Origin of the sequence: Alteripontixanthobacter muriae (assembly GCF_013336795.1) — a bacterium.
Taxonomy (GTDB): Bacteria; Pseudomonadota; Alphaproteobacteria; order Sphingomonadales; family Sphingomonadaceae; genus Pseudopontixanthobacter; species Pseudopontixanthobacter muriae.
Map to the genome: position 1 here is coordinate 104,972 of NZ_JAAFZT010000017.1, position 15,187 is coordinate 120,158.

Genomic DNA, 15,187 nt, shown 5'->3' on the forward strand with positions numbered 1-15,187 from the left:
CGATCGGTGTTTCGTGCAACGCCTTGCCGGCTCGGGGCCGACGGACGAGTGATCAGAGCCCGGCGACGAATTCCTTGTATTTCGCCTCGGTCATCAGGCCGTCCAGTTCGCTCGCGTCTGAGATGGTGGCGCGGAAGAACCAGCCGTCGCCCTCGGGTGCGGTGTTGACGAGCGCCGGGTCTTCCTCGAGCGCGGGATTGGCCTCGGTCACTTCGCCGCTGACAGGGGAGTAGACATCGCTGGCGGCCTTGACGGATTCGACGACGGCGGCATCCTTGCCCTTCGTCAGCTGGGTGCCAGCGGCAGGAAGTTCGACGAAGACAATATCGCCAAGCTGCCCCTGCGCGTAATCGGTGATTCCGACGGTCGCGGCATCGCCATCGAATTCGATCCATTCATGGTCTTCGGTGAAATAGCGGCTCATCAGGCTTCTCCGCGATAATATTTGTGGGGAACGAAAGGCATGGGCGCGACACGGGCATCCAGCCGTTTGCCGCGCACGTCGATGGAAAGTTCGGTGCCGTCGGCGGCATGTTCGCTGGCGACATAGGCCATGGCGACAGGATGGCCGAGTGTAGGCGAAAACCCGCCCGAGGTCACGCGGCCCACCTGTTCGTCGCCATGCATCACTGCTGCACCCTCGCGCGCGGGCAAGCGGCCCGATAGCACCAGCCCGACGCGGCGTTCGGCGCAACCTTCGGCGAAGCGGCTCACGCAAGTGCCATGCCCCATCCAGCCGCCACTCTCGCGGCGTTTCTTCGATAGGGCGAAGCCGAGGCCGGCGCTGACTGGATCGGTTTCCGGCGAAAGATCGTGACCGTAGAGCGGCAGGCCCGCCTCCAGCCGCAACGAATCCCGCGCGCCGAGGCCGACAGGCTTCACGCGCTCGTCGGCAATCAGCGCATCGGCAAAGGCTGCCGCGCTGTCTTCCGGCACCGAGATCTCGAAGCCGTCCTCTCCGGTGTAACCGGCGCGGGAGATCCACAGCGATGCTCCCTGCCAATCGAAAGCAGCAGCCTTCATGAAGGTGAGCTTGCCGACGCCGGGCACCAGATCCTCCAGCACGGCGGCCGCTTTCGGGCCTTGCAGAGCCAGCAGCGCCTTGTCGTCATGCAGGGTCAGAGTGATGGCGTCGGGCAGATGTTCGCGCAGATGGGCGATGTCGTCCCACTTCATCGCGCCGTTCACGACCATTCCCAAGGCCTGGCCTTCCGCCGCGCCCATATTGGTCACGATCAGATCGTCCAGTACCCCGCCCTCGTCGCCTAACAACAGGGAATAGCGCATGCGCCCGGGCTTCAATCCGGCGATATCGCCCGGCAGCAGCCGTTCCAGCGCAGTGGCGGCATCCTCTTCCGCGCCCTCGTCGCTGGAAAGCGTCAGCTGGCCCATGTGGCTGACATCGAACAGCCCGGCGGACGAGCGGGTCCAGTCATGTTCGGCAACGATGCCGGAATATTGGATGGGCATGTAATAGCCGGCGAATTCGACCATGCGCGCGCCATTTGCGCGGTGCCATGCGTCGAGCGGAAGAGTACCCGTCTCAGGCGCCTCGACCGTTTCGGTTTCGCTTCCCACTTCCAATTCATTCATCTGACATCATCCCGACAACGACGGCCGCATCCCGCAAAATGCGGGACGGTCCGACCGATGCCCCCTCTGTCGGGAAGACCTGAGAGCTTGCTCCGCACGGTTGCAGTCCGCGCGGAATTACCCCTTCGGTGGCGACGGAGGCTGTGGCCCTCGGCGCGCTTTCCAGAGTGTCTGCCGATGCACGGTCCGTCGACCTGAGAGTTTCCGGGGCGGTTGCTCCTTCGGTGCCCTGCTCTCCCATTCAGGATGCAGGGGCTCTCCCGCACATCGGCCGGAGAATCATTTTCCGGCGACTGCCCAGCCCTGCGTGAGTCCGGCGCGATAATCAATTGCCTTCCTTCGCTCAGACCGCTTTTCTGGATCCCCGGCTGGGGATAAGCGCAGCCTACTTAATCGAGATTGGGCCGGAGCCAGCGGGCCGCCTGCTCCTGATTCACCCCGCGCCGCTGCGCATAGTCGGCGAGCTGATCGGGTCCGACGCGCGCAACTCCGAAATACTGGCTCTCGGAATGACCGAAGTAGAACCCGCTGACCGCAGCGGTCGGCCACATGGCGAAGCTTTCCGTCAGTTCCAGACCGGCATTGCGCGGCGCGTCGAGCAGATCGAACAGGATCGGTTTCAGGCTGTGGTCGGGACAGGCAGGATAGCCCGGCGCCGGGCGAATGCCGTGGTATTTCTCGCGAATCAGGTCGGCGTTCGAGAGCGCCTCGTCGGGCGCATAGCCCCAAAGCTCCGTCCGCACTTTCTGGTGCATGCGTTCAGCAAGGCTTTCCGCGAGCCGGTCGGCAAGCGCCTTTAGCAAGATGTCGGAATAATCGTCATGCCCTGCCCGGAAGCGGGCGGAATATTCGTCGATGCCGTGAATGCCGACGGCGAAACCGCCCAGCCAGTCATCTTCCGTCGCGACGAAATCAGCGAGGCAGAAATTCGCGCGGCGCTTGTCATCGGCCCGGCTCTTGGCGACCTGCTGCCGCAGGAACGGCAGGCGGATCTCGCCCTCGCTCCCTTTCACCAGGACATCATCGCCATCGCGTTGCGCAGGCCACAATCCGCAAACCGCGCGCGCCGTGAGCCATTTTTCCGCGATGATGCGGTCGAGCATGGCCTGTGCATCTTCATGCAGCGCGGTGGCGCTTTCGCCCACGACGCGGTCGGTCAGTATCGCCGGATAGTTGCCGGCCAGCTCCCAGGCGCGGAAGAAGGGCGTCCAGTCGATCGTCTCGCGCAGATCGTCGAGCGACCAGTCTGGAAAGACATGCAAGCCCGGTTGCCGGGGCGCGGGGGGCTTGCGGCTCGTGTCGGGCTGGAAACCGCGTGCACGCGCCTCGGCCAGTGGCAGCAATTCCGATTGGCCCTTGTTCGCGCGGGCGATGCGAACCTTATCATATTCGTCGGCCGTGTCGGCCACCAGTCCGTCGCGCTGGGTGTCCGACAGCAACCGGCTGGCCACGCCCACCGCGCGGCTGGCGTCCAGCACATGCAGCACCGGGCCATCATAGGCCGGGTCGATCCGGAGCGCGGTATGCACCTTGCTGGTCGTCGCACCGCCGATCAGCAGCGGCATGGTCATCCCGGCGCGCTTCATTTCTTCGGCCACGGTGACCATCTCGTCCAGCGACGGGGTGATCAGGCCGGACAGGCCGATCATGTCGGCGTCCCGTTCCTTCGCGGTTTCGAGGATCGTGGACCAGGGCACCATCACGCCAAGGTCGATCACCTCGTAGCCATTGCACTGCAGGACCACGCCGACGATGTTCTTGCCGATATCGTGCACGTCGCCTTTCACCGTCGCCATGATGATGCGGCCCTTGGGCTTGCTGCCTTCCTGCTTCTCCGCCTCGATATAGGGGATGAGGTGCGCGACCGCCTTTTTCATCACGCGCGCCGATTTCACCACCTGCGGCAGGAACATCTTGCCGCTGCCGAACAGATCGCCGACGACATTCATGCCGTCCATCAGCGGGCCTTCGATGACGTGAATGGGCCTGCCGCCCTCCGTCTCGACGCTGGCGCGCATTTCTTCGGTGTCATCGACAATATGCGCGTCGATGCCTTTCACCAGCGCGTGTTCAAGGCGTTTCTCGACCGCCCAGCCGCGCCATTCGGCCGCCGCTTTTTCCTCCGACGCGGTTTTCCCGCGATAGCTTTCGGCAAGGGCGATCAGCCGCTCCGTCGCATCGGGATGGCGCGCCAGGATCACGTCCTCGCAGGCTTCGCGCAGGGCCGGGTCGATCGTGTCGTACACGTCGAGCTGCCCGGCATTGACGATGGCCATGTCCAGCCCTGCCGGAATGGCATGATAGAGGAACACCGAATGCATCGCGCGGCGCACCGTCTCATTGCCGCGGAAGCTGAAGCTGAGGTTCGACAACCCGCCCGAACAATGGACATGCGGGCAGCGCTGCTTGATCTCGGCAACCGCTTCGATGAAGTCGAGACCGTAGCGGTCATGTTCCTCGATACCCGTCGCCACGGCGAAGATGTTGGGATCGAAGATGATGTCTTCCGGCGGGAAGCCGATGCCGGTCAGCAGATCATAGGCGCGGGCGCAGATGTCGACCTTGCGCTGCTTCGTATCGGCCTGACCGGTCTCGTCGAAAGCCATGACGACGACGGCGGCGCCATACATCATGCAGATGCGCGCCTGGCCGAGGAAAGCCTCCTCGCCCTCCTTCATCGAAATGGAATTGACGATCGGTTTGCCCGAAACGCATTTCAGCCCCGCCTCGATGACGTGGAATTTCGAACTGTCGATCATCACCGGCACACGGGCGATATCGGGTTCGGCGGAAATCAGCTTGAGGAAAGTCGTCATGGCGTGAACGGCATCGAGCAGCCCTTCATCCATGTTTACATCGATGATCTGCGCGCCGTTCTCAACCTGTTCGCGGGCGACTTCGACTGCCGCGTCGTAATCGTCGGCAAGGATCAGCTTCTTGAACCGGGCGGAACCGGTCACATTGGTACGTTCGCCGATATTGACGAAGCTGGCTACGCTCGCGGGATGACGCATCAGGCGGCCATGGTGAAGGGTTCGAGCCCGGCGAGGCGAGTCCGGCATTGCGGAACCGCGACGGCCCGCGGAGCCACGCCTTCGACCGCGCGCGCCATGGCGGCGATATGTTCGGGCGTCGATCCGCAGCAGCCGCCGAGGATGTTCACACGCCCATTCCGCGCCCATTCGCCGGTCAGCTCAGCCGTGGTCTCAGGCGCCTCGTCATATTCGCCGAGTTCGTTCGGAAGGCCCGCGTTGGGATAGGCGAGTAGCAAGGTGTCGGCGATGCCGGCAAGCAGCTGGATATGCGGGCGCAACTGCTCCGCGCCGAAGGAGCAATTAAGCCCCACCGCCAGCGGGTCCGCGTGGCGAACCGAATGCCAGAACGCCTCCACCGTGTGGCCGGAGAGATTGCGGCCTGACAGATCGGTCAGCGTCATCGAGATCATCAGCGGCACATCCCTGCCCAGATCGCGTGCGAGTTCGCGCACGGCCATGATCGCAGCCTTGCAGTTCAGTGTATCGAACACCGTCTCAATCAGGATCATGTCCGCGCCGCCTTCAATCAAGGCGGCACTTTGCTGGCGGTAGACGTCCTTCACCTCGTCGAAGGTCACCTCCCGAAAGCCCGGATCGTCGACCTCCGGCGAAAGTGACAGAGTCTTGTTGGTCGGACCGACCGCGCCCGCCACGAAGCGCGGAATACCGTCCCTTGCGACTGCCGCATCAACCTCTGCGCGAATGCAGCGCGCGGCGGCGATGTTGATGTCGTCGACCAGCGCTTCAGCACCGTAATCGGCCTGGCTGATCCGGTTGGCGTTGAAAGTGTTGGTTGCCAGCACATGCGCTCCGGCATCGATGTAGGAGCGGCAGATAGCGCGGATCAGATCCGGGCGGGTCAGATTGACGAGATCGTTGTTGCCCTTCTGGTCGCGGGCGAGATCGCAGGTTCCGCGATAGCCTGCCTCGTCCAGACCGGCCCGCTGGATAGCCGTTCCGTAGGGGCCGTCCTTGACCAGAATACGCGCCGAAGCGGCGTCGAGAAACTGCTGGCGAATGGTCATGAATTGCCCTCTTTCGTGGCCTCGTCCTGCGGCCGCATGCCCAGCATGTGGCAGATCGCATAGGACAGGTCGGCCCTGTTCAAAGTGTAGAAGTGGAAGTCGCGCACTCCGCCCGCATACAGCCTGCGGCAAAGCTCCGCCGCGATGGTGGCGGCGACCAGCTGGCGCGAGGCCGGGCGGCTGTCGAGCCCTTCGAACAACCCGTCCATCCAGCCCGGGATTGCCGCTCCGCAGGCACCGGCGAATTTGCGTGCCTGCGCCACATTGGTGACCGGCAGGATTCCCGGCACGATGGGTGCGGTGATGCCGCGCTTGTCCAGCCGGTCGCGGAACCGGAAATAAGCTTCGGGCGAGAAGAAGAACTGGGTGATGGCCCGTGTTGCCCCTGCATCCAGCTTGCGCTCCAGATTGTCGAGATCGCTTTCGGGGCAATCCGCATCTGGGTGGGTTTCCGGATAGGCAGCGACCGAAATCTCGAAATCATGCAGCGCTTTCAACCCGGCAACCAGTTCGGCCGCATTACGATAGCCATCGGGATGAGCGGCGAACGGCGCACCGGGCGCGCCGCTCTCGCTCGGCATGTCGCCGCGCAGGGCGACGATGTGGCGCACGCCTTCCTGCCAATATTGCTGCGCAACCTCGTTTATCTCACCCTTGCTGGCGTTGACGCAGGTAAGATGCGCTGCGGCCGGCAGTCCCGCTTCCCTGATGATGCGAGAAACGGTCGCATGGGTGCGTTCGCGGGTCGAGCCGCCCGCACCATAGGTAACCGACACGAAATCGGGGCGCAGCGGCGCGAGTTCGGTTACGGCATCCCACAGGCTTGCCTCCATCTTCGCGTTCTTGGGCGGGAAGAATTCGAAACTTACGTCAATGTCGCCTGGCAAAGATGCGAACAGGGGTTCGTCCAGCGCGGTCTTCGCCTCTCGCATCTGTTCAAGCGTCTGGCTCATCGAGAGGCCTCCTTTTTCACCTGGTCCCGCTCGTCCCTGCTCTCGGGCAAGGGGCGGCGGGTACCCGTCCAGATCTTCACGACCAATTCAGCGCCTTCCAGCGCGGTCGGCGGCGCGGGATCATAGCCTGCATCCTCGAGCAGTGCCGCCAGACTTGCATCGGTAAAACCGAGACGGGCATGTTCGTGGCGGGCCCGCAATTCCTCGAATTCATGCGCCGCAAAATCGACGATGGCGATCCGCCCGCCGGGCCGGGTCACGCGGGCCGCCTCTGCCAGGGCAGCGGCAGGATCCTGCGCAAAATGCAGCACCTGGTGCAGCAGCACGGTGTCGAATGCATGCGCGGCGAAGGGCAGATCGGCAAAGTCGCCCTGCACCAGCTCCACGCCGTGTGCGGGTAGGTGCTGCAGCTTCGCCCGCGCGATGCGCAGCATTTCGAGGCTCTTGTCCAACGCGACGATATGGTCGGCCTGCGGTGCGAACAGTTCCGCCATGCGGCCCGTGCCGGTGCCGATGTCGAGCAATCTCCCGAGGGGCCGGCCCTCCATTGCATCGGCCAGCCGCTGCTCCACCAGGCGGTCGGGCGAATGCAACTGGCGCAATTCGTCCCATTCTTCCGCATGAGCAGCGAAGTAGACCTCCGCGCTTTCGACGCGCGCCGCGCGTATCGCGGCAAGGCGGCGGCGATCGTCCTCGCACTGGCGGTGAAAATCCGCATCTTCCTGTTCGGCAATGGCGAGGAGCCGGGCAATGGCATCGCCCACCGGCCCTGCCCTGCCGCCGCCCGGCTGTGCACCCGTACCCATGCGCAGGAAAACCCAGCTGCCCTCGCGCCTACGTTCCGCAAGACCCGAGTCGCACAGTTTAGCCACATGCTGTGAAACCCGCGGCTGGCTTTGCCCCAGAACCTGCGCCAGTTCGCCCACGGCTAGTTCCATCGTGCCCAGCAGTCGCATGATGCGCAAACGCGTTGGGTCGGCCAATGCCCGCATGGTCGCTTCGATCCGCATGGCCATCGTCGTATAAGCATATCGTTATATCCGCAAGAGCCATCTACCGGGATTGCTGCGACTGCGAAAAGAATTGCAGCCAAAGCGGCTTTTGTCGTGTAAGGCCGGATCTGAACCGAACGAGATATGGCAAATGGACGCGCGCAATGGCCTCGGGGCTAGCGGCTGCTCCCAGCGCCTGCACCCCGTTGCCAAACCTACCCTGCCGGCCCGTGCAAACATCTTGCAGCGGCCATCCGGCCCTATGCGAGCTAGTCTAGATGCCTTTTTCGAAACTGCCCCCCATCCTTGCCCAAGCCCTGTCGGAAAAGGGGTATGAGGCACCCACCGATGTTCAGGCCGCCGTGCTTGAAGACGGCACCGACGGGCGCGACATGGTCGTCTCCGCCCAGACCGGCAGCGGCAAGACCGTTGCTTTCGGCCTGGCCATGGCGGCAGAACTGCTGGACGGCGAAGGTCGCGTGCCGCCAGTCGAATCGCCGCTGGCGCTGGTGATCGCTCCCACGCGCGAACTGGCCTTGCAGGTCAGCCGCGAACTCGGGTGGCTGTACCGGTCAGCGAATGCCCAGATCGCGACCTGCGTCGGCGGGATGGATGCCTCCAAGGAACGCCGCAACCTTCGCAGCGGAGCGCAGATCGTGGTCGGAACGCCCGGACGTCTGCGCGATCACCTCGAACGTGGGGCGCTCGACTTGTCGGCCCTGAAGGTCGTCGTCCTCGACGAAGCGGACGAGATGCTGGACATGGGCTTTCGCGAGGATCTGGAAGAGATCCTCGATGCGACGCCGCAGACTCGCCGCACACTGCTGTTCTCGGCCACGATGCCCGGTGCGATCGTCGCGCTGGCGAAGCGCTATCAGAACGATGCCCTGCGGATCACAACCGTCGGCAAGGATCGCGGTCACGGCGATATCGAATATAAGGCGGTCACCGTCTCCCCTTCCGAGGTGGAGAACGCGGTGGTGAACCTGCTGCGTTATCACGAGGCGGAAACCGCCATGCTGTTCTGCGCTACCCGCGACAATGTGCGGCGGTTGCACGCGACGCTCCAGGAACGCGGATTCGCCGTGGTGGCCCTGTCGGGCGAACATTCGCAAAGCGAGCGCAACCAGGCGATGCAGGCCCTGCGCGACCGCCGCGCCCGTGTCTGCGTGGCGACGGACGTGGCCGCTCGCGGGATCGACCTGCCCAGCCTCAGCCTTGTCATCCATGTCGAGGTGCCGCGCGATGCCGAGGCTCTGCAGCACCGCTCGGGCCGAACCGGCCGTGCGGGCAAGAAGGGGACCGCCGTTCTGATCGTGCCCTATCCGCGACGCCGCCGCGTGGAAGGCATGCTGCGTTCGGCGCGGATCGATGCCGAATGGGGCAACGCGCCCACCGCCAAGGAAATCCGCCAGCAGGACCGCGAACGCCTGCTGGAAACGCTGATGGCGCCGATCGAGGTCGAGGATGAAGACCGCGAATTGGCGGCACGCCTGCTGGAGGAAAAATCCCCCGCCGACATCGCCGCTGCGCTGGTTCACGCGCACCGCGCCAAGATGCCGCAGCCCGAAGATCTGATTGAGAACACGCCCGATGCACGCCGCGCCGCTCAGGAGGAACGCCACCGCCCGGGCTTCGAGGATACGATCTGGTTCAAGATGGATATCGGCCGCCGTCAGAATGCCGATGCGCGCTGGCTGTTGCCGCTGATCTGCCGCCGCGGCCATATCACTCGTAACGAGGTTGGCGCGATCCGCATCGGCCAGGCAGAAACCTTCTTCCAGGTGCCCCGCGGCATCGCCGACCGTTTTGCCGATGCGCTCGACCGCACCGCCGCCAGCGAATCGGACGAGGAAAACACGGTTCGCATCGTGCATTCGCCCGAAGGCCCGCGCGAGCAGGCGCGTGAGAACCGCAAGGGTAACTTCAAGGGCAAGCCGAAGGGTAAGTTCGGCAACAGCGGCGGCGGATCAGGAGCAGGTGCGCGTGTTCACGCCAAGCCTGCCGATGGCACGCCGTCGGGTGCGAAGAAGCACCGCAAGGGCGGCTTCAAGGGACCGAAAACCGATGGCAGTCCCGGCGGTCCGAAGAAGGGCAAGTTCGTCAACCAGAACAAGGGCCCTGCGTCCTGATCAGGGGCATGATACGCAGCAGGGCATAGCGGCTTGAGCGCCGGACCGCACATTTTCGTCGATGCCGACGCCTGCCCGGTGAAGGAGGAGATCTACCGCGTCTCCGCCCGAACCCGGGTCGGCGTGACCATAGTCGCCAACAGCTGGTTTCGCGTTCCGCAATCGCCGCTGATCACGCGCGAAGTGGTTTCGGACGGCTTCGACGCAGCGGATGACTGGATTGCCGAACGCGCACACCCGAGCGCCATCGTCGTGACGTCGGACATATTGCTGGCGGATCGCTGCGTGAAGGCCGGAGCAACCGTGCTTGCGCCGAACGGCAGAGCATTCACTGCCGATACAATCGGCGGCGCGGTGGCGACCCGAGCCATTAAGGAAGATTTACGCGCCGGGGCCAATCTCACCAATGCGGCCGTCGGCGGCCCGCCGCCATTCTCGAAGTCCGACCGCTCGCAGTTTCTTCAGGCGCTGGACCGGGAAATTACCCGGCTTCAAAGGGATTAGGCCAACGGCGGCAGGTGCTATTCGCGACCTTCGGATTTCGCGCGCTGCGCTGCCCGGGTCTTGTGAAGGTAATCACCGACCGCCCCGAATATCTTTTCCTGCAGCGCATCTACCTTCTCCGGCGCCGCTCGCACGGCAAATTCGATCTGGTACTTGCCGATCTCGCTGGTCCCGAACTGAACGGACACCAGATTGCCAGCGCTATCAGATGTGAAGGAGGTACAGGCCTCTTCCGCCAATCGCTCTATCGCCTTCCTCTCAGCGAAGATGTTGATGTCCGGCTCAACCGTCATGGTAAACCGGTGCAGCAATTCGCCAAACGATCTTCCTTCCATCCGGATGGGTGACGTAAATAGAATGCTGTTCGGCAGCGACACGACCCGTCCGGTCTTCCTGAACGACCCCGGTTTATCCTCGAACTCCTGCAACCTGGTGACGAGCCAGTCATGATCTAGCACTTCGCCCCGCAGCCCAGCAATCTCGATCCGGTCTCCGACGGAATAGGACCGCGAAAACGCCCGGAGCGCGGCACCGGAAAGGCACAAGAGCAGTTCCTTCGTCGCAACCACGATTGCAACTGCGACTGCCGTCAGCGACAGGGCGAACGTCCGCAATTGCGGAGCCCAGATCATGATGAGGCCGAGCAAACCGACAAGCAGCAGTACGTTGCGCGTGGCAGCGGCCCACCGACGGGTCGTCTGCGGAGCGGAGTCGCTGCGCCTTCTGAGCGCGTGCCCCACGATGATCCGCACAGCGATTAGCGCCGCGATCAGGCCGAGCGAAGCCAACACGTCGGCGCTGAGCAGCGCAATGTAACTGTCGTTGATCAAACTCTCACTCGCCCCGCTGTATCAAACGCCCGAAAAGACCATTTTGCGGGGATGCGCAAGGCGCGATCAGCTCTTACTGTTGAGGTTCCGAACCGCCCAGCGCTTCTTTCATCACTTGCGCTGCGTCCTGACCGGCCTCGCCGCCAACAGTTTCGCCGAGCTTCCGCGCCACCGCATCCTCATCGACAATCGCGCCGATGACTGCAGCTTCCTGGGCGGGAAGCACCTCGCGCATGGCTTCGCGCACGGCGCCGTCGACCGAATTGCGGACAAGTTGCTCGACCGCCTTCTCGTCCACTGCAGTGTCGACCAAGGAACCGAGCGTTTCACCGCCGGTAGCCGCATATTCTGCGCCGGAGGCCTGTTCGCCCCCGGTATCTCCGACACCGCAACCCGCCAGCGTGAACGCTGCCAAAGCCACAAAAGTCATTCTCTTCATTGTGGCCGATCCTTTCGCAAACATCATCGTTCCTCTCCTAAACTTGCGCGGTGCGCAGCATGAAGCGGCTGATGGCGCGCTTCGTCATGTCCTTCGCCGCGCGAAGCCATTCAACCTCCAGCGGGTCGGCGGCGTGTCGCCGCTCCGCAAGGCGAAGACGTTCGTCGATGCGCTGATGCTTCTCGATGAGGGTGTACAGTCGCGGGTTCATTTCACGTTTCCTCTCGTTGACAATGTCATCGGAGTTCCGTGTTTCAGGCGAGCGAAATGCCGGGCCTTGAACATCGGATAATCCGATGCGGTCCGACATCACGAGATCATCTCGTCAGAGGGGCCCGGCCCGCAACGACAAAATGGGGACGTTGCAGTCCGGTGTCAATGGCTGGTCGCCAGCGCAGACCCGGTCTGGCGACGCTGGCGAAGTTCGCTTTATAAGCTGCCTAAAGGTCAGCTGGTGCGGGGTGCCTCAAGCAGTGAATGTGCGTCCGCCCGTGCCGCAATAGCGCTCATATTCTTCGCGATATCGCGCGCTGAGCAGCGCCCTGCCCGCTGGCGAGGTATTCTCGACCAAGTCCGGTAGCCAGCTGTCTTCTTCCTGGTAAATATGCTGCTGCACTGCGCTCTGGATGTGCTCCAGCTTGTCGCTCCAGTCCTTGCTGAGCGGGTCCATGCGCTCAAGCTTCGATAGCTGGACCTTGGTCATGGCATGCTCCTCGTAAGCCATGACCGCATGGGTCTTGCCGGAATCCTCCGACACGATCGGATAGACGACGGCCTCCTCGGCATTTGCATGGCCGGTAAGTTCTGTGGCGAGTTTCCGGACGACCGCCTGCCGCTGTTCCGGGTTGGCGGAGGCTTTGGCTTCGCGGAAAAGAGCTTCGATCTGCCGGTGCTGATCCACGATCATCCGCAGCCAGTCCTCACCCGCAGAGAGCGCTTCAACCCTGCGCCGTGCCTCGGCGCGATCTTCATCCGATGCCGCAGGTGCAACCGCGGCGGCAATCTTGTCGAGAAATGACATGCTGTGCTCCTTTGTAAGTTACAGTAACAAAAGCTTTACCGAGACAGAGCGGTTCCCGGCGAGGTCGTGCAACCCGGTGCAGTCGAGACGGGGCGAGCGGAAAACGAGACGCAGTTATCCTTCGCGCCCGCCTCTCTAGATTTCGATGCTTTTCGTGAGCACGCTAGGCCCGGGTCAATCGGGGCAATTGTTCGCCTAGGAATTCATTCGCTTCGACGCCCGCCTGTCGCATATCCTCGAGGGCGGCTACATCGTTATCATTGCCACTTCGCGAGAGCACTATTGCGGTTTCCAGCGATACGATGTCGGAGGCCAGCAATTTGCGGATTGCGCCGATCAGGGCGACATCGCGAACAGGGCCTGCAGCATTGGACGAAGCATCGCGGCAAGCATCGTCGAGAATGCCGCCCGCCCATAAATTGGGCTCGCCACCAGGATCGCTCGACATGCCAGCAAATTGAGCCTTTTCATCGTCAGCACGCGCAATCAGCTGATCGAATGCGCCGCGAACGGCTTCGTCACGAACTGCCGCAGCAACGTCCGGAAGACGGTGCAAGATCACCAGCCGCCCTTCCCGCAGATCCTGAAGGGCCACTACCAGCAATTCGTCCATGTTCGTTGTCGTCATGCCTTGTCATCGTGCGACCGGCGTCTTTGTTCCTCGCTCTGATAAGTCTGGCAAAGCCGGTGAGCCTCGGCGGATCAAAACCGGGTGGTCCAAACCTGCCGGACCGACCCTTTCGCACGCTTCTTCCGGCCCGCCACCTCGTCCATGCGGACCTCTACCAGAGCAGAAGCCAGGTGCCGCGCCATTGCTACGGTATGTGCTGCCCCGGCGTTAGGCAAAAGCGTTCGATGCCCTGCGGCACGGTGGCGCAATCCGGCGAAGCGGGCCTCCCCCATAAAAGCCCGATTTTACCTGCTGAAGGTAGTGGTGCCGCTTAGGTGATTCGAACACCTGACCTCATCATTACGAATGCAAGGGAAGAATAGTCGAAACTCTAGGTTTACTGAGCTCTTGCGGCGCTCTGCGGGCGTCCTGCTTGCCTTCACCCACGCCATACCCAAACACTGCAGATGCCTGATCTAGGCCGCTTCCTACTGAAAGCACTTTCATAGGAAACAAATTTAGGAAGTGACCCCCGCTATACTTCTTTGAGCCGCCAAAAACCGCCGTAAGATCGACTGCTTCGGGCGAGGACTTTAGCCGTACTGCGCATCTCTAACTTCGCAGAAAGTGCAAGACGAGTTGGACTCAATACGCATCGGCGCGATCGATTTTGAATTTATGCAAAAGGCTTAAGCGAGCCTTATCTCAAGCCGGATTTAATCCAAAGTTCTGGTCGACTATACGCGCCGCCATCCGGTCAGAATCATTCCCTTTCTCATCTGCCGCAACCGCTTCAAGAGGAGCGCTTAGGCGGTAACTCAGTCCTCCCCTTTCGAACTTCCTGCTTGCATTTCCACGCAAAATCGCGGGCACTATTCGGGTTAGAAGCTTTGTGCCGAACCCTTCTGGTCGCACTTGATCATCGCCAAGTAGCTGCGGAGCGCCGTATTCCCTCCAATGAAGTTCAAATTGCTCGGCATCAATGCTCCAGCTTACTTCGACATGCGCCGTTTCCGATTCACAAAGGCTATATTTCTGAGCGTTAGTAGCTAACTCATGCAGAGCGAGGCTTATTTGCTGAGCAGCCTCCGGGTTAATCGTGAGCGACGGTCCAGCATAAGACACACGCTCCCCATACGCTTCTTCCATGGGAGCTAGCCCGGCATCGATTACCGCATCGAGCTCGGTTGAAGAATGGTTCTTCCGCTCAATTGCCTTTGTTCCTTCAGCCAAAGCTCCTATCCGCCCGACAAAAGTATCCAGAAAGTCCTCGGTTCTCTTCGATCCTTTCGCGGTTTGAACGGCGAGGGATGAGACGACTGCAAGAAGGTTGCCGCTACGATGAACTGCCTCACGCGTTTGAACCGCAAGAGTAGTAGTTGCAGCCTCTAACTCCTTGGTTCGTTCCGCAACTTGCCTCTCCAGGGAGGCGAGAGTTTCCTCATGCGCCGCGATCTCGGCACGCAATCTTCGGTTAGCTTCCGTCATTGCGCCAGGGGAAGGCAAATTCACCAGCGTGGGGACCAGCCTGAACAAAACGACCGCGGTTGTCATCGATACGAGGCCGGTCGCCAGCTTTACCGATCCGACCCAAGGATAGATGGGGTACCAAAGCGTCACAATACCAAAGAGGTGAGTGAGACCACACAGTAGGATGAAAGCGGCGAAAAGCGCTACCAATCCGGCGTGAGGCACTTCCTTGCGCTTACGCAGCACGGTCAGCAAAGCAAAGGGGATGGCGGTATAGGAGAGGAAGATCAGCAAGTCTGATCCGGCCCATAAGATCACCAGCCAGGGTTGCCAGAGCAGGCACATGCCGTGCGGCATGTAATCCCCGTATTCTACTATGTGTTCCAAGCTCTTATTTCCCCGCTGCTCAAGTGCTGAGCCCGCAGCACCCTACTCTCAGGGCCAATCAAGCGCTACTTAGAAAACTGTTCAAGAGACTGGTGACGTGACCCCCTGATTTTCCTCCAAGTTGGATTAGAGTCCGGCCCTGACAGAAGGACGGACGAGATGAAGAGAACGAGGTTTTCAGAAGAGCAGATCATTG

At 62.1% G+C, this 15,187-nt stretch carries 14 protein-coding genes and 1 riboswitch; of the genes, 2 read left to right on the forward strand and 12 right to left on the reverse strand.

The window, feature by feature from the left end:
- Positions 1–52: 52 nt before the first annotated feature.
- From gcvH to G7A66_RS06085, 6 genes are all read right to left on the reverse strand, one after another.
- Positions 53–424 (reverse strand): glycine cleavage system protein GcvH, encoded by a 372-nt coding sequence (gene gcvH / locus G7A66_RS06060; protein ID WP_174294801.1) that lies wholly within the window; start codon positions 422–424, stop codon positions 53–55.
- On the reverse strand, positions 424–1,593 hold the full coding sequence (gene gcvT, locus G7A66_RS06065; protein WP_174294802.1) for a glycine cleavage system aminomethyltransferase GcvT: 1,170 nt from the start codon (positions 1,591–1,593) through the stop codon (positions 424–426). Before gcvT ends, gcvH begins: the two co-directional genes overlap by 1 nt.
- A gap of 172 nt (positions 1,594–1,765) precedes the next feature.
- A riboswitch (glycine riboswitch) is annotated at positions 1,766–1,866 on the reverse strand.
- Positions 1,867–1,982: 116 nt separating this feature from the next.
- Positions 1,983–4,607: a methionine synthase gene (metH, locus tag G7A66_RS06070; RefSeq protein ID WP_174294803.1), complete on the reverse strand. Its 2,625-nt coding sequence runs from the start codon at positions 4,605–4,607 to the stop codon at positions 1,983–1,985.
- On the reverse strand, positions 4,607–5,653 hold the full coding sequence (locus G7A66_RS06075; protein WP_174294804.1) for a homocysteine S-methyltransferase family protein: 1,047 nt from the start codon (positions 5,651–5,653) through the stop codon (positions 4,607–4,609). Before G7A66_RS06075 ends, metH begins: the two co-directional genes overlap by 1 nt.
- Positions 5,650–6,606, reverse strand: a complete 957-nt coding sequence (gene metF, locus G7A66_RS06080) for a methylenetetrahydrofolate reductase [NAD(P)H] (RefSeq protein ID WP_174294805.1) — start codon at positions 6,604–6,606, stop codon at positions 5,650–5,652. The genes G7A66_RS06075 and metF overlap by 4 nt, the downstream gene beginning before the upstream one ends.
- Positions 6,603–7,616, reverse strand: a complete 1,014-nt coding sequence (locus G7A66_RS06085; protein ID WP_174294806.1) for an ArsR/SmtB family transcription factor — start codon at positions 7,614–7,616, stop codon at positions 6,603–6,605. The genes metF and G7A66_RS06085 overlap by 4 nt, the downstream gene beginning before the upstream one ends.
- A 260-nt stretch (positions 7,617–7,876) precedes the next feature.
- Here G7A66_RS06085 and G7A66_RS06090 point away from each other — a divergent pair, with 260 nt between their 5' ends.
- Positions 7,877–9,730, forward strand: coding sequence for a DEAD/DEAH box helicase (locus G7A66_RS06090; RefSeq protein WP_174294807.1), 1,854 nt, complete (start codon positions 7,877–7,879; stop codon positions 9,728–9,730).
- Positions 9,731–9,763: 33 nt separating this feature from the next.
- Positions 9,764–10,234, forward strand: coding sequence for a YaiI/YqxD family protein (locus G7A66_RS06095; protein ID WP_174294808.1), 471 nt, complete (start codon positions 9,764–9,766; stop codon positions 10,232–10,234).
- A gap of 17 nt (positions 10,235–10,251) precedes the next feature.
- On the opposite strand, the gene G7A66_RS06100 is transcribed toward G7A66_RS06095, so the two are convergent.
- The 6 genes from G7A66_RS06100 to G7A66_RS06125 all read right to left on the reverse strand — a co-directional run bounded on the left by G7A66_RS06100 (position 10,252) and on the right by G7A66_RS06125 (position 14,991).
- Positions 10,252–11,064: a mechanosensitive ion channel family protein gene (locus G7A66_RS06100; RefSeq protein WP_174294809.1), complete on the reverse strand. Its 813-nt coding sequence runs from the start codon at positions 11,062–11,064 to the stop codon at positions 10,252–10,254.
- Positions 11,065–11,137: 73 nt separating this feature from the next.
- On the reverse strand, positions 11,138–11,503 hold the full coding sequence (locus tag G7A66_RS06105) for a membrane lipoprotein lipid attachment site-containing protein (RefSeq protein ID WP_174294810.1): 366 nt from the start codon (positions 11,501–11,503) through the stop codon (positions 11,138–11,140).
- Positions 11,504–11,540: 37 nt separating this feature from the next.
- The gene (locus G7A66_RS06110) at positions 11,541–11,714 is read right to left on the reverse strand and encodes a DUF465 domain-containing protein (protein ID WP_174294811.1); all 174 of its coding nucleotides are present in this window, start codon (positions 11,712–11,714) and stop codon (positions 11,541–11,543) included.
- Positions 11,715–11,969: 255 nt separating this feature from the next.
- Positions 11,970–12,524: a hemerythrin domain-containing protein gene (locus tag G7A66_RS06115; RefSeq protein WP_174294812.1), complete on the reverse strand. Its 555-nt coding sequence runs from the start codon at positions 12,522–12,524 to the stop codon at positions 11,970–11,972.
- A 163-nt stretch (positions 12,525–12,687) separates the two neighbouring features.
- Positions 12,688–13,152: a ferritin family protein gene (locus tag G7A66_RS06120; protein ID WP_174294813.1), complete on the reverse strand. Its 465-nt coding sequence runs from the start codon at positions 13,150–13,152 to the stop codon at positions 12,688–12,690.
- A 687-nt stretch (positions 13,153–13,839) separates the two neighbouring features.
- Positions 13,840–14,991 (reverse strand): sensor histidine kinase, encoded by a 1,152-nt coding sequence (locus G7A66_RS06125; RefSeq protein ID WP_174294814.1) that lies wholly within the window; start codon positions 14,989–14,991, stop codon positions 13,840–13,842.
- Positions 14,992–15,187: the final 196 nt, after the last annotated feature.

What these genes read in the sequence shown, in the direction of transcription:
- metF (WP_174294805.1), bottom strand. Translation starts at nt 6,606, where the DNA reads ATGAGCCAGACGCTTGAACAGATGCGAGAGGCGAAGACCGCGCTGGAC.
- gcvT (WP_174294802.1), bottom strand. Translation starts at nt 1,593, where the DNA reads ATGAATGAATTGGAAGTGGGAAGCGAAACCGAAACGGTCGAGGCGCCT.
- G7A66_RS06085 (WP_174294806.1), bottom strand. Translation starts at nt 7,616, where the DNA reads ATGCGGATCGAAGCGACCATGCGGGCATTGGCCGACCCAACGCGTTTG.
- metH (WP_174294803.1), bottom strand. Translation starts at nt 4,607, where the DNA reads ATGCGTCATCCCGCGAGCGTAGCCAGCTTCGTCAATATCGGCGAACGT.
- G7A66_RS06105 (WP_174294810.1), bottom strand. Translation starts at nt 11,503, where the DNA reads ATGAAGAGAATGACTTTTGTGGCTTTGGCAGCGTTCACGCTGGCGGGT.
- G7A66_RS06110 (WP_174294811.1), bottom strand. Translation starts at nt 11,714, where the DNA reads ATGAACCCGCGACTGTACACCCTCATCGAGAAGCATCAGCGCATCGAC.
- gcvH (WP_174294801.1), bottom strand. Translation starts at nt 424, where the DNA reads ATGAGCCGCTATTTCACCGAAGACCATGAATGGATCGAATTCGATGGC.
- G7A66_RS06090 (WP_174294807.1), top strand. Translation starts at nt 7,877, where the DNA reads ATGCCTTTTTCGAAACTGCCCCCCATCCTTGCCCAAGCCCTGTCGGAA.
- G7A66_RS06120 (WP_174294813.1), bottom strand. Translation starts at nt 13,152, where the DNA reads ATGACGACAACGAACATGGACGAATTGCTGGTAGTGGCCCTTCAGGAT.
- G7A66_RS06115 (WP_174294812.1), bottom strand. Translation starts at nt 12,524, where the DNA reads ATGTCATTTCTCGACAAGATTGCCGCCGCGGTTGCACCTGCGGCATCG.
- G7A66_RS06075 (WP_174294804.1), bottom strand. Translation starts at nt 5,653, where the DNA reads ATGACCATTCGCCAGCAGTTTCTCGACGCCGCTTCGGCGCGTATTCTG.